Annotated in this window: 15 protein-coding genes; 9 read left to right on the top strand and 6 right to left on the bottom strand. The window is 60.6% G+C overall.

The window, feature by feature from the left end; all coding sequences use genetic code 11:
* Positions 1-49: 49 nt before the first annotated feature.
* The 3 genes from rplT to infC all read right to left on the bottom strand — a co-directional run bounded on the left by rplT (position 50) and on the right by infC (position 1,432).
* Positions 50-454, bottom strand: coding sequence for a 50S ribosomal protein L20 (gene rplT, locus J2X76_RS06215; RefSeq protein ID WP_113125455.1), 405 nt, complete (start codon positions 452-454; stop codon positions 50-52).
* A gap of 40 nt (positions 455-494) precedes the next feature.
* A complete protein-coding gene (rpmI, locus tag J2X76_RS06220; RefSeq protein WP_007751830.1) occupies positions 495-698 on the bottom strand; it encodes a 50S ribosomal protein L35 in 204 nt (67 codons plus the stop codon).
* A 197-nt stretch (positions 699-895) separates the two neighbouring features.
* Positions 896-1,432, bottom strand: coding sequence for a translation initiation factor IF-3 (gene infC / locus J2X76_RS06225; RefSeq protein ID WP_113125454.1), 537 nt, complete (start codon positions 1,430-1,432; stop codon positions 896-898).
* Positions 1,433-1,613: 181 nt separating this feature from the next.
* On the opposite strand from infC, the gene J2X76_RS06230 reads away from it, so the two are divergent.
* The 3 genes from J2X76_RS06230 (at position 1,614) to J2X76_RS06240 (ending at position 4,882) form a co-directional block, all read left to right on the top strand.
* On the top strand, positions 1,614-2,417 hold the full coding sequence (locus J2X76_RS06230) for an alpha/beta hydrolase (RefSeq protein ID WP_310214102.1): 804 nt from the start codon (positions 1,614-1,616) through the stop codon (positions 2,415-2,417).
* Between the two features lie 130 nt (positions 2,418-2,547).
* Complete coding sequence (locus J2X76_RS06235) at positions 2,548-3,162, top strand: transglutaminase-like cysteine peptidase (protein WP_113125453.1); 615 nt, start codon at positions 2,548-2,550, stop codon at positions 3,160-3,162.
* 139 nt (positions 3,163-3,301) lie between these two features.
* Positions 3,302-4,882: a histidine kinase dimerization/phosphoacceptor domain -containing protein gene (locus J2X76_RS06240; protein ID WP_113125452.1), complete on the top strand. Its 1,581-nt coding sequence runs from the start codon at positions 3,302-3,304 to the stop codon at positions 4,880-4,882.
* Between the two features lie 155 nt (positions 4,883-5,037).
* Here the strand turns inward: J2X76_RS06240 and mbfA are convergent, their stop codons facing one another.
* Entirely contained in the window at positions 5,038-6,021 is a 984-nt protein-coding gene (gene mbfA, locus J2X76_RS06245) for an iron exporter MbfA (RefSeq protein ID WP_113125451.1), read from the bottom strand.
* Between the two features lie 238 nt (positions 6,022-6,259).
* Between mbfA and J2X76_RS06250 the strand changes: the two genes are divergently transcribed.
* Entirely contained in the window at positions 6,260-7,366 is a 1,107-nt protein-coding gene (locus J2X76_RS06250) for a TRAP transporter substrate-binding protein (RefSeq protein WP_113125450.1), read from the top strand.
* 58 nt (positions 7,367-7,424) lie between these two features.
* Here J2X76_RS06250 and J2X76_RS06255 read toward each other — a convergent pair whose 3' ends face one another.
* The gene (locus tag J2X76_RS06255; protein WP_310214113.1) at positions 7,425-8,330 is read right to left on the bottom strand and encodes an AraC family transcriptional regulator; all 906 of its coding nucleotides are present in this window, start codon (positions 8,328-8,330) and stop codon (positions 7,425-7,427) included.
* Between the two features lie 154 nt (positions 8,331-8,484).
* Between J2X76_RS06255 and J2X76_RS06260 the strand changes: the two genes are divergently transcribed.
* From J2X76_RS06260 to J2X76_RS06280, 5 genes are all read left to right on the top strand, one after another.
* The gene (locus J2X76_RS06260) at positions 8,485-9,213 is read left to right on the top strand and encodes an SDR family oxidoreductase (RefSeq protein ID WP_113284992.1); all 729 of its coding nucleotides are present in this window, start codon (positions 8,485-8,487) and stop codon (positions 9,211-9,213) included.
* Positions 9,214-9,358: 145 nt separating this feature from the next.
* Positions 9,359-10,462, top strand: coding sequence for a TRAP transporter substrate-binding protein (locus J2X76_RS06265; RefSeq protein WP_113125448.1), 1,104 nt, complete (start codon positions 9,359-9,361; stop codon positions 10,460-10,462).
* Positions 10,463-10,827: 365 nt separating this feature from the next.
* Complete coding sequence (locus tag J2X76_RS06270; protein ID WP_113125447.1) at positions 10,828-11,037, top strand: cold-shock protein; 210 nt, start codon at positions 10,828-10,830, stop codon at positions 11,035-11,037.
* A 175-nt stretch (positions 11,038-11,212) separates the two neighbouring features.
* Entirely contained in the window at positions 11,213-11,452 is a 240-nt protein-coding gene (rpsU, locus tag J2X76_RS06275; RefSeq protein WP_113125446.1) for a 30S ribosomal protein S21, read from the top strand.
* 42 nt (positions 11,453-11,494) lie between these two features.
* Positions 11,495-11,716, top strand: a complete 222-nt coding sequence (locus J2X76_RS06280) for a hypothetical protein (protein WP_310214117.1) — start codon at positions 11,495-11,497, stop codon at positions 11,714-11,716.
* Between the two features lie 65 nt (positions 11,717-11,781).
* Here the strand turns inward: J2X76_RS06280 and J2X76_RS06285 are convergent, their stop codons facing one another.
* Positions 11,782-12,996, bottom strand: coding sequence for an MFS transporter (locus tag J2X76_RS06285; protein WP_113125444.1), 1,215 nt, complete (start codon positions 12,994-12,996; stop codon positions 11,782-11,784).
* Positions 12,997-13,006: the final 10 nt, after the last annotated feature.

Raw genomic sequence — 13,006 nt, forward strand, 5'->3', positions numbered from 1 at the left:
CGCGGGTTTCCCAAAATCAGTAAAGCTCAATAAGCTTGGGAAGCGCTGGTTAACGAACCGCGCTTTCAAACTCGTTGGTGGTGCCGGCTTCCTTGAGATACTCAAGTGCCTTCTTCGAAGCGGCAACCAGAGCACCGAATGCTTCCGGCTCATGGATTGCCATGTCGGAGAGAACCTTGCGGTCGACTTCGATGCCAGCCTTGTTGAGGCCATCGATGAAGCGGCCGTAGGTCAGGCCGAATTCGCGGACGGCAGCGTTGATACGCTGGATCCACAGAGCGCGGAAATTGCGCTTCTTGACGCGACGGTCGCGCGTGGCGAACTGACGCGAACGATCGACGGCAGCCTTTGCTGCGCGGATCGTATTCTTGCGGCGGCCGTAGAAACCCTTGGCTGCCTTCAAAGTCTTGGTGTGCTTGGCGCGGGAAGTGACGCCCCGTTTTACGCGTGCCATGTCATGATCTCCTTAACTGATCCAAAAAGTGACGAGGGTCTCAGAGACCGTTCGGCAGGTAGTTCTTGATAACCTTCTTGCCATCGGGTTCGGCAAGGATCATCGTTCCGCGCGCATCGCGGATGAACTTGTTGGACCGCTTGATCATGCCGTGGCGCTTGCCAGCGGCGGCTGCAACGACTTTGCCGGTCGCGGTGATCTTGAACCGCTTCTTGGCAGCCGATTTCGTCTTCATCTTGGGCATTTTGCTACTCCAGTTTTGTATCGAAACCGCAGACGAGGCTGGTTTCAAGCATTTAGAACAGCCACGGCATGCCCTGCCGGACCGTTCGGAACGCGCGCTTATAACCGCAGTCGGTGGAAAGCGCAATGGGAAAGAAAAACGCGGCAAAAGCCCGGCCGAAATGCCGGCAGATCCGCGAAAAGCAGGAAGTGCGGCGCTTATTTCGGCGCCAGCACCATCATCATCTGGCGGCCTTCGAGCTTCGGCTCGGCTTCCACCTTGGCAATTTCCGTGGTGTCGTCCTTCACCTGAAGCAGAAGCTTCATGCCGAGTTCCTGGTGGGCCATTTCACGGCCACGGAACTTCAGCGTCACCTTGACCTTGTCGCCGTCTTCGAAGAAGCGGTTCATCGCCTTCATCTTCACGTCATAATCATGCGTGTCGATGTTCGGGCGCATCTTGATTTCTTTGATTTCGACGATCTTCTGCTTCTTGCGGGCCTCGGCGGCCTTTTTCTGGTTCGCGTATTTCAGCTTGCCGAGATCGAGGATCTTGCACACCGGCGGTTCGGTGTTCGGCGAAATCTCGACAAGGTCAAGGCCGGCGTCCTCGGCCATCTTGAGGGCCTGCTCGGTCGGAACGATGCCAAGGTTGACGCCTTCGGCATCGATAAGCTGGACCTTCGGGATACGAATTTCCCGGTTAGAGCGCGGCCCGTCCTTAACAGGGGCATCGGTTTTGAATGGTCTGCGGATGGTCGTATTCTCCTAGATTGTTTCGGACCGCAGCGACACATCGAGAGCGTCCGGCTTGCGGCCGACGGCAATGTCGTGATCGCTACGGCGAAGTCAATAGCACAGCCCATCGAAAAAATCACCTGCTGTCCGCATGTCGCGAATCTGTTTTATAAGCGCTGCCAAGCGCAAGGATTCCGCCATGACAGAAGCCGCCAACATCACCCAGAAAACGACCACCGTCGGCTCCGGATCCTCGGCGCGGGAGATCGCGATCATCCATCGGGCGGCGCGCAGGAAGAAGCCCGGGCCGGCCTTCGTCTGGCTCGGCGGCTACCGGTCGGACATGGCGGGCACCAAGGCAGTCGAGCTCGATGCATTTGCAGGCGAACTCGGGCTTGCCGCCATCCGGTTCGACTATTCCGGCCACGGCATTTCCGGCGGCGTCTTTCGCGAGGGCACGATCTCGCGCTGGCTGGAAGAGGCGATCGCCGTTCTCGACGACATCAAGCCGAAGCGCGTGATCCTGGTCGGCTCCTCGATGGGCGGCTGGATCGCACTGCGCCTGGTGCAGGAATTAAGGAAGCGCAAAAAGGCCGCGAAGATCGACGGCATCGTGCTGATCGCGCCGGCGCCGGACTTCACGGCGGAACTCATCGAGCCCAGCCTCACCGACAAGGAACGGCAGTCGCTTGCCGAACGCGGCTATTTCGAGGAGCACTCCGAATACAGTCCCGAACCCAATATCTATACGCGCGACCTCATCGAGGACGGCCGTCGGAACCTGGTGATGACGGGCATTATCGAGACCGGCTGCCCGGTTCACATCCTGCAGGGCATGAAGGACCCGGACGTGCCTTATACGCATGCGCTGAAGCTCGTCGAATTCCTGCCGGCCGACGATGTCGTCCTGACACTCATCCGGGACGGGGATCATCGGCTTTCCAGGCCGCAAGACATCGAAAAGTTGAAAACTGCCGTGTCGGGACTAATACTTAATGATTAAATTTTGGGCTGATACAAAAATGTTGCAGCCTTAACCATAATGCCAACGGCGACCCGTTAACAAAAGTCACCGATTGACTCTTTCTCCCGTCCGCCCTTAACCTTTCATTAGGATTTGAAGGGACGGGTCCATGAAGATAGCCTTGCAGGCACGGCGTTTCGCCGTGATCCTAGTTAGCGTACTTGTACCAGTGAGTGCTGCAGTTCCGGCTCCAAGGCCAATGGCCGCGATGGTCACCGGCGCAGTTACATCCCAGCCGATCGGCCACTACGAATTCTGCCAGAGATATGCGGCGGAATGTTCGATCAAGAGCCGCTCCGCTCCTTCCCCCAAGATCAGCGCAAAAGGCTGGGCGACCGTCCGTCAGATCAACCGGGCCGTGAACGCCCGCTACATCGCCAAGACCGACAAGGAAGTCTACGGCCGCGAAGAGGTCTGGAGCTATCCGACGAATTTCGCCGACTGCGAAGATTATGCGCTCGAAAAGCGCAAGGAACTGGCGGCCCAGGGCTTTGCCCTTTCCGACCTGCTGATGACCGTCGTCCGCAAGCCGGACGGCGAAGGCCATGCGGTCCTGACGCTCCGCACCTCCGAAGGCGACTTCATCCTGGACAACCTCGATAACGAGGTGAAGCCCTGGTATGCGACGCCATACACTTTCCTGAAACGTCAGGCCTCGTTCAATACGGGCCGCTGGGTCACCATCGAGAACGGCCGCGACCTCCTGGTCGGCGCGCTGAAATAAATCGCACCATTCAGTATCGGTTAATATTCGCCCGCAACCATTGAGATTGCGGGCGAATGTTTTTAGTATCGCCTTATGGAAGACATTTCCTCAATGGGTCCAACCTGCTAGGAGGAAATCTCTGAAACCGGAGCGGGTTGTGCGTGACGAGGTGATGACAGGTTTGCCACGCGCGGCCCGTGCGACCAGGCCCACCCTCCCGATCTTGCTGACCGGCGGCTTCCTCGTTGTCCTGCTGGTGGTCGCCGGCCTCATTGTCCTCGAGAACTATCGAAATGCCCTGAAAGAGGGCGAAGCGCGTGCGCTCTCGTCCGCACATGTGGTCGCTGCTCATCTGGAATGGATGATCGAGGCAAGCGACCAGGCCCTGCGGCGCGTCGAAACCGCGATGGACGGCCGGCCGGTCGATGGCTCGCCCGCTCTTGCAGCCGACCTGTCGCGGGCTGTCGGACAGTTACCGGCGGGTTTCCAGTATTCGCTTCTGGATGCCGCCGGCATGGTCCGCTTTTCCAATACCGGCAACAATACCGCTGCAAACGTATCCGACAATCATAGCGAACGCGCCTATTTCGAGAGGTTGAGGGATAGCCAGGAGCTGACCTTCACCCGGCTGCTCGACAATGAGCGTGCCGGAAAACCCTCCTTCACCATCGCACGACGGATCGACCGAGACGGGATTTTCCAGGGCGTCGCCAGCATTACCATCCCGAACGAGAGCCTGGACGTGTTCTGGGCCTCGATGGGGCTGGGGCCGAACTCCACGATCTTGATCATCAGGGATGACGGCTGGCTGATGGCCCGGCGCCCGGCGACCACGCGCGCCATCGATCTCAGCACCACCCCCTGGTATCCGATGACCCGTCAAATGTCCTCGGGCTTCTACCACAACCCGGTCTCGCCGATCGACGGCCATGCCCGCATCGTCGCCTTCTGGAAGGTCTCCGGCTGGCCACTGATCGCCCTTGCGGCGATCGACCGGCAGGAAGTTCTCGACCAGTTCTGGCGTAATCTCATGTCGGACGCATTGATCATGCTGCCGTTGATGGCGCTGCTGGTCGTCGGGGCTTTCTGGATCAACCGTCTTCTTTATCGCACCGCAGCGCGCAACGAGGATCTGGAGCAGGCGGTGGAGCGCAACCGCTTTCTGCTGCGGGAGATCCATCACCGGGTGAAGAACAATCTCCAGGCGGTGCTGGCGCTGGTTCGGCTGCAGGCGCTGCCCGTCGAAGCACGCGACGACATGGCGAGACGCATCGCAGCCATGATCGCCGTGCACGAACAGATCTACCAGAACGACCAGTTCGAGCAGGTCGAGGTGGCGCCCTATGCCACCAAGCTGATCACCGACATCGCATCGAGCTACGAGACGCCTGTCGCGCTCGACCTCAGGCTGCAGGCGCTTACCGTCGATCGCGAACAGGCCCTGCCGCTTGGAATGATCATCAACGAGGTCGTGTCCAACTCGTTCAAATATGCCTTTGCCGGCCGTCAAAGCGGCATGCTTTCCGTTGAGCTGCGCGAAGACGGCGACAATCTGAGCCTGGTCATCCGCGACGACGGGCCGGGCATCGAAGCCTTCAGCCGGGCGGGAGGCATGGGCAGCAAACTGATCGCCAATTTCGTCAAGCAGCTCGGCGGGCATTTCACCACCCGCAACGACGGCGGGGCGGTGTTTTCGCTCGAGGTGCCACGGACACGGGTGCCGCAGGCAGCGGCTTGAGAAACGTTTTGAGCGTTTCAACAATAGACTTCCGGCTACTCGTTTAAGCTCAGGGAGTTTGCCGCACCGTATCCCGGCCTTTCGCCTCAGGCTCAGGGCGTTCAACGCTCAAAACGCTCCACTGGAGCGTTTTGCCGGCTTGCAGCCGTCGCGCTTCACCCATTCCCGATCAGAATGCCCGCGGCAAGCACCAGCGAACCGCCAACCACGACCTGGAAGACAGCCCGCAGAAACGGCGTTTCCATATAGCGGTTCTGGATGAAGGCGATGGCCCAGAGTTCGAAGAAAACGATGATCGCGGCAACGATGGTCGCGGTCCAGAAATGCGGAATGAGGTAGGGCAACGTGTGACCGAGGCCGCCGAGTGCCGTCATGATGCCGGAAGCAAACCCGCGCTTGATCGGCGAACCGCGTCCGGAAATCTTGCCATCGTCATGGGCGGCTTCGGTAAAGCCCATGGAAATGCCCGCGCCCACCGAGGCCGAGAGACCGATCAGGAAGGTCGACCAGGTGTCACCGGTGGCAAAGGCAGCCGCAAAGATCGGCGCCAATGTCGAAACCGAACCGTCCATCAGCCCGGCGAGGCCCGGCTGCACATAGGTGAGGATGAACTGGCGGCGGGCGGTCTCGTCCTCCTCCGTCTTCGCGTCGTCCGTCACGTGCTTGTCGCCGAGCATGCGGGCGATATCCTCATGGCCCTGTTCGGCGATCGCCAGATCGCCCAGCAATTGCCGCGTCGAGGCATCGGAGACCTGCTTTGCCGCTTCGGTATAAAAACGGAAAGCCTGTTGCTCCATGGCTTCCGCCTGTTCCCGGATATTGTCGAGCGGCAGGTTGCGGGTCAGCCAATCCGGCTTGCGTTCGTAGAAACCGCGTACATGCTCGCGGCGGATCAGCGGGATGCGCTCGCCGAAGCGCGAACGGAACATGTCGATCAGCATGTTCTTATGGGTCTGCTCGACCTCCGCCATGTCCTCGAACACCTTCGCGGATGCCGGAAACTGGTCCTTGAGGTTGTCCGCATAGGCAAGATAGATGCGCGCGTCCTCCTCTTCGGAAGCGATGGCGAGCGCCAGAATTTCCTTCTCGTCGAGAGAGGCGAATGGGCGCTTGGAGCTGGAGAGAAGACGGGCGAGCATGAAAAACCTCTTATTAGAATAATTCTAAACTAAGGCCTGGCCGGAAAACTTCAAGGGAATTCTGCCCTCCCGTCGATCGAAAAACGGGAGGACCGGCAACGCAATATCCGGAAAGCTTTGCTGCAGCGCAGCGTAATCTTCTGGATTTTTTTCTTGCTGTTCCCGAAATGAAAGGATTATGAGCGGCCCGCGCGGGCACAAATCCGGGCACCTCCCAAAGTTTAGAAGGCATAATCCCATGAACCGCAGAAACTTTTTCCGGCAGGCAGCGACCGCCGGCGTGGGCGCCGCTGCCGCGACCGCGCTTGCAGCACCGGCCATCGCCCAGGAATCCCCGAAGATCACCTGGCGGATGACCTCGTCGTTCACCAAGAACACCGACATCCTCTGGTCCGCCACCACCGACATCGCCGAAAGCGTCAAGGAAGCCTCGGACGGCAACTTTACGATCCACACCTTCGCCGCCGGCGAAGTGGTGCCGGCTCTCCAGGCGGCAGATGCCGTTTCCAACGGCACAGTCGAAATGGCGCATACCTGCGCCTATTACTATATCGGCAAGGACCCGACGTTTGCGCTCGGCACCGCCGTTCCGTTCGGTCTCAACGCCCGCCAGACCAATGCATGGTTCTCCGTCGGCGGCGGCAACGAGCTCCTCAACGAATTCCTCGGCAGCTACAATCTCTTCGCCTTGCCGGCCGGCAATACCGGTGCCCAGATGGGCGGCTGGTACCGCAAGGAAATCAACACGATCGAAGACCTGAAGGGCCTGAAGATGCGCATTGCCGGCCTCGCGGGCCAGGTGATGCAGAAGCTCGGCGTCACGCCGCAGCAGATCGCCGGCGGCGACGTCTATGCCGCTCTCGAAAAGGGCACGATCGACGCCACGGAATTCGTCGGCCCCTATGACGACCAGAAGCTCGGCTTCGTGAAGGTCGCGAAGTACTACTATTATCCGGCATGGTGGGAAGGCGGCCCGGCTGTCCACGCCTTCATGAACAAGGAAAAGTTCAACGCCCTGCCGAAGAGCTACCAGCGCATGATCAAGGATGCATGCGCCAATGCCAACCAGAACATGCTCTCCCGCTACGACACCAGCAACGCCAAGGCGCTGCGTCAGCTCGTTTCGGAAGGCGCGGTCCTGAAGCCGTTCAGCCCGGAAATCCTCGAAGCCAGCTACAAGGCTTCACAGGAAGTCTATGCCGAGCTCAACGCCAAGAACGCGGCCTTCAAGAAGATCTACGACAGCCAGCAAGCGTTCAAGAAGGAAGGCTATCTCTGGAACCAGATCGCCGAATACAGCTACGACACCTTCATGATGGTGCAGCAGCGCAAGGGCACGCTGTAATCAGCACCCGTTCGTGACGTCAAAAGCCCGGAGCATCGCTTCGGGCTTTTTTTGTTTGTCAGCCTTCGACAAGTTCGACGTCGCCGGCCATCCTGTCCCGCAGGCGCCCGACATCGCGGGCCGGCGAGGCCCCGAACTGGCGGGAATATTCGCGGCTGAACTGGGTGACGCTTTCGTAACCGACCGAAAAGGCGACCCGCGCCGTATCGCCCGCCTCGGCCAGCAGACGGCGGCGGGCTTCGTGCAGGCGGATGCTCTTCTGGTACTGGATCGGGCTCATGGCGGTCACCTCCTTGAAATGGCGGTGAAACACCGAGGCGCTCATGCCCGCAAGCCGCGCCAGTTCGTCGACCCTGAGCGGCGCATCGAAATGTGTGCGGATATGGCCGATCGCCCGGCGGACATGGCCGAGCCGGCTTTCCGGCCGCGCCAGCTGGCGGATCGCCGCGCCCGGCGGCCCCTGCAGCAGCCGATAGAGGATTTCCCGCTCGATCAGCGGGCCGAGCACACGAACATCCTGCGGCCGCTCGATCAGCCGGGCAAGGCGCAGGAAGGCATCGGCCAGTTCCGGCGTTACGGGACTTGTTCCGAAACAAGCGCCGTAGCAGACGACAGCGTCATCCGGCATATCGATCAGGATTTCGGCGATCGCCGCCATATCGAGCGTCAGGCTGAGCGCAAGATAGGGCTGTTCCGGGCTCGCATCGACAATCTGCCCGGAAGCCGGCACCTCCACGGAGGAGACGAAATAGCTCGCACTGTCGTAGTGCATCGCCTGGTCGCCGATCACCACGCATTTCGATCCCTGCAGAACGAGGCAGAGCATCGGCTCGTAAACGCTTGGCAGCATGCCGGTCGGGTTGTCGCCCTTCATGATGACAAGCCGGGGCACCGGCGTTTCGGTGCGGCGGCCGACAGCGCGTCGGGAAACAAGATCGCGGATTTCGTCCATGGGCTTGGTCATGCCCATGAAATGCCGATTGGCCGGCGCTCGCGCAAGAGGCCGAGCCGTTTCGACGATGCGGTCGGGAGGATTAGGCAAGAAATCGGCAGTTCTTGGCTCACGCCCCGGGGCTGCGCGCTGCCATCTGTGGCCGGCAACCACAGGAGTTTTGCACATGACCAAACAGAAGACAGCACTGATTACCGGCGCCAACCGGAGCATCGGCTACGAAATCGCAAGGCGGCTGGCGACAGAGGGTTACCGCGTCTGGCTCGGCAGCCGCGACGTCGGCCGGGGCGAAGAAGCCGCGAAAAAACTGCGCGACCAGGGGCTCGACGTGCATGTCCTGCAGCTCGACGTCACCAGTGATCAAAGCGTCGCCTCGGCGATCGCTGAACTCAGCCGCCAGACCGATCATCTCGATGCCCTCGTCAACAATGCCGGCATTGCCGAAAGCTTCACGCACCAGCCCTTCGACGAACCGATCGAGGTCGTCAAAGCGGTCTACGAGGTAAATACGTTCGGGCCGATCCGCCTCACCCAGGCCGCGCTTCCCCTGCTCAAGGCATCCGGCGCCGGGCGCGTGGTGATGCTGAGCAGCGAGCTCGGTTCGCTGAATTCCCTGCTCGATCCCGAAAACCAGTTCTATGGCATCAACGCGCTCGGCTACAATTCGTCAAAGACGGCGCTCAATGCGGTTACCGTCTCGCTCGCCAAAGCCGCAGAACCCTTCGGCATCAAGATCAATGCAGCCGATCCGGGCTATACCGCCACTGACATGAACGGCCATACGGGCTATCGCACCGTCGAACAGGCGGCAGAAGCGCCGGTGCGGCTTGCCACGCTCGGCCCGGACGGTCCGACAGCGGGCTATTTCTTCGACGACCAGACACTTTCCTGGTGAATGCCGCGGCCCGGTCGGCCCGAGGGTGGGCCGGGTACCGGTGCGAGATTTTGGAATTTCCTTGCCGTTGCCGAAATGAAAGGATTATGAGCGAAGCCGACAGGGCCGGTATGGCAGCACACACTTCGTTTCGAGGAGGATTTTCATGGACCGCAGACATTTCTTCAAGCAGGCGGCCACGGCCGGGGTCGGAGCAGCAGCGGCAACCGCATTGGCTGCTCCGGCGGTCGCGCAGGAAAGCCCACGCATCAGCTGGCGCCTGACATCGTCCTTCCCGAAAAGCCTCGACATCATCTTCAACGCCGCCAACCAGATCGCCGACAGCGTCAAAAACGCGACGGACGGCAAGTTCACCATCCAGACTTTCGGGGCGGGCGAAATCGTGCCGCCGCTGCAGGCGGCCGATGCGGTCGCCAACGGCACGGTCGAGATGGCGCATACCTGCTCCTATTATTACATCGGCCAGGATCCGGCCTTCGCGCTCGGCACTGCCATTCCGTTCGGCCTCAACGCACGCATGACCAATGCCTGGTTCGCCAATGGCGGCAACGACCTGATCAACGAATTCCTGGCGCCGCGTAAACTCTACGCCCTGCCCGCCGGCAACAGCGGCACCCAGATGGGTGGCTGGTTCCGCAAGGAAATCAATACGGTCGAAGACCTCAAGGGTTTGAAGATGCGCATCGCCGGCCTGGCAGGCCAGGTCATGCAGAAGGTCGGCATCACCCCGCAGCAGATCGCTGCCGGCGATGTCTACGCCGCGCTCGAAAAGGGCACGATCGACGCGACCGAATTCGTCGGTCCTTACGACGATCAGAAGCTCGGCTTCGTGAAGGTCGCGAAATATTACTATTATCCCGCCTGGTGGGAAGGCGGCCCGGCCATGCATGCCTTCTTCAACCTTGAGAAATTCAAGGGCCTGCCAAAGAGCTACCAGCAGATCCTGACCGATGCCTGCGCGGCCGCCAACATGAGCATGCTCGCCAATTACGACGCGCATAACGCCACCGCGCTCAAGAAGCTGGTCGCCGAAGGTGCGGTCCTGAAACCCTTCAGCCGCGAGATCATGGATGTCTGCTTCAAGGCGGCCATGGAAACCTATGCCGACCTCTCGGCCAAGAGCCCGGCCTTCAAGAAGATCTACGACAGCCAGCAGGCCTTCAAGAAGGATGCCTATCTCTGGGCGCAGATCGCCGAATATTCCTACGACACCTATATGATGACGCAGCAGCGCGCCGGTACGCTCTGACCGTCGCCGCAAAGACATGCAGAGCCCGGAGCGACCCTTCGGGCTTTTTGTTTAGAAGGCCGCTCGTTGCACCTCTGATCCGTGCGCTACGCCGGGCGCTCCGGCTGCGCCGAGAGGTCGCGCCGACAATATTACATTGTGAAATCAGGCCATTGAGCGAGAAAATCCGCCATGCGGGCAAGCCTCCGGAAAATTAAATCGCCGCGGGAGCATTGATTATCAGCGCACGAAGCCTATATTGACGTTATCGAAAATTGCTTGCGACCTTTGCATCCGGGCCAGGTGCCCAGTCAGATTTCCTATCAAATATCGATTAAAGCGGGCGAAATACTGTCCGCAATCTCTGGCGTTGAAAGGAAATCGTCATGAATACTGGGACCGTGAAGTGGTTCAATAGTACCAAGGGCTTCGGCTTCATTCAGCCTGATGACGGTGCAACGGACGTTTTCGTTCACGTTTCGGCTGTCGAACGCGCCGGCATGTCTTCGCTGACGGAAGGTCAGAAGATCTCCTACGAGATCGTCCGCGACCGTAAATCCGGCAAGAATTCGGCCGACAACCTTCGGGCCGCATAAGGATGTCATTCGCCTCTGCTGACCACGGATGTACTGGCGGCGACGGCTTGAATGACGGGAAGAGGTCGGGGTAGCGCCCGGCCTTTTTGTTTTGCTCCGGCCTTCGGCCGGTCCAGGCAAGCAGTTCGGCCCCGCGATTTGACGCGGGATCCACTCGCAATAGAAAGGATATAGTTTGCAGGTTCTAGTCCGAGACAACAATGTCGAGCAGGCACTCCGGGTGCTGAAGAAGAAGATGCAGCGCGAAGGCGTGTTCCGCGAGATGAAGGCGCGCAGCGCCTACGAAAAGCCCTCCGAAAAGCGGGCGCGCGAAAAGGCCGAGGCCGTGCGGCGTTACCGCAAGCTGGCCCGCAAGAAGATGCAGCGCGAAGGCCTGCTGCCGGCTCCCAAGAAAGTGGTCCGCCCCGCGCGCTGATCGCTCTGACCGCACGGACATCCCACCAGGAAGGAGGATATTATGGCCGCCACCAAGGACGAATTCTTCAATCCCACCAAGCTTTCCGCGCGTGACAAAGCTGCCGCGACAGATCTTACCGCGCGCTCCATCATTTCGGCGGAAGCGACCCAGCGGGAAAAGAAAACCGAGAAATTGCGTCAGCTTCGCCTCGAACGCGAAGCTGCCGAGCCGACCCCGGCTCCGGTTCGAGCCAAGGGCCGCAAGGCTCCGGCCGAGCACTGAACGTCAAAAAGAGCCCGGGATTTTCCGGGCTCTTTTTGTTTTCGGGCTGCGCATGTCCGAACGGCTCAGGCGGGCTGAAGCTGTGCCGGCTGGCGCGGCAGCGGCGGAAAGGCGAGAGCGATCGCCACGGCCCCGAGGCCGACCAGCGCCGACCCAAAAAACAGCCAGTCGTAATTGGCGAAATGGTCGAAGGCCCAGCCGCCGGCAAGAGGCCCGAAGGCCATGCCGATGCTCGACAGCATGGTTGCTGCGCCGAACACGGTGCCCATGATCTTCGGCCCGAAATAGTCCCGCGCCAGCACCGCATAAAGCGGCATGACACCGCCATAGGTGCCGCCGAAAATCACCGCCAGCATGTAGAACTGGCTGAGATCGCTCGCCATCGTATAAGCCGCTATGACCGCCGCCTGGATCATCAGCCCGCCGATCAGCACCGGCTTGACGCCCAACCGGTCGGCCAGCACGCCGAAGAGGATGCGACCGCCGAGGCCTGCCGCCCCTTCGACGCTGTAGATGCTGACCGCCGCCATCGGCGCCACGCCGCAGAACATCGCATAGCTCACCATATGGAAGATCGGCCCGGAATGGGCCGCGCAGCAGGCGAAGAAGGTAAATCCGAGCACCAGGAACTGCGGCGAGCGGAACACCCTCGCCAGCGGCATGCCGGCGCCTTCAGCGCCAGGCTCCGAAACCGTGCCCTCCGCAACGGTCAGGACCGGTGGATTGCGGACGAAGAAAGCGGTCGGCAGGAGCAGGATCCAGGCGCCGATGCCGATGAAGAGCATGGCCAGACGCCAGTCGTCGTAGGCGGTAATCAGCCAGCGGGCGAAAGGCGAGACGGTCATCGGCGCCATGCCCATGCCGGCCGATACCAGCGAGACCGCCAGACTGCGATGTTCGTCGAACCAGGACATGGTGACGGCGATCATCGGTGCGAAAAAGGCGCTGGCGGCAAGCCCGACGAGGCAGCCGTAGATCAACTGAAAGGCGATCAGGCTTTGCGTCTGACTGGCGAGTACCAACGCCAGACCGAGAAGTACCGCCCCGATCAGCACAACGATCCGTGCGCCGAAGCGGTCGCTCAACGTGCCCCACATGAAGCCGCCGAGGCCCATGACGACGAAATTCAGCGTCATCGCGCTTGAAATGCCGGCATGCGACCAACCGGTCGCCCTGGCGATCGGCTCCAGAAAAATGGCAAGCGAAAACATCGTGCCGACGGCAACGCAGCCCATCAGGGCGCCGGCTGCGACGATGACCCAACGATAATTGCTACTCATGTCTACTCCC

The organism is Neorhizobium sp. 2083 (assembly GCF_031455615.1).
Classification (GTDB): Bacteria; Pseudomonadota; Alphaproteobacteria; order Rhizobiales; family Rhizobiaceae; genus Neorhizobium.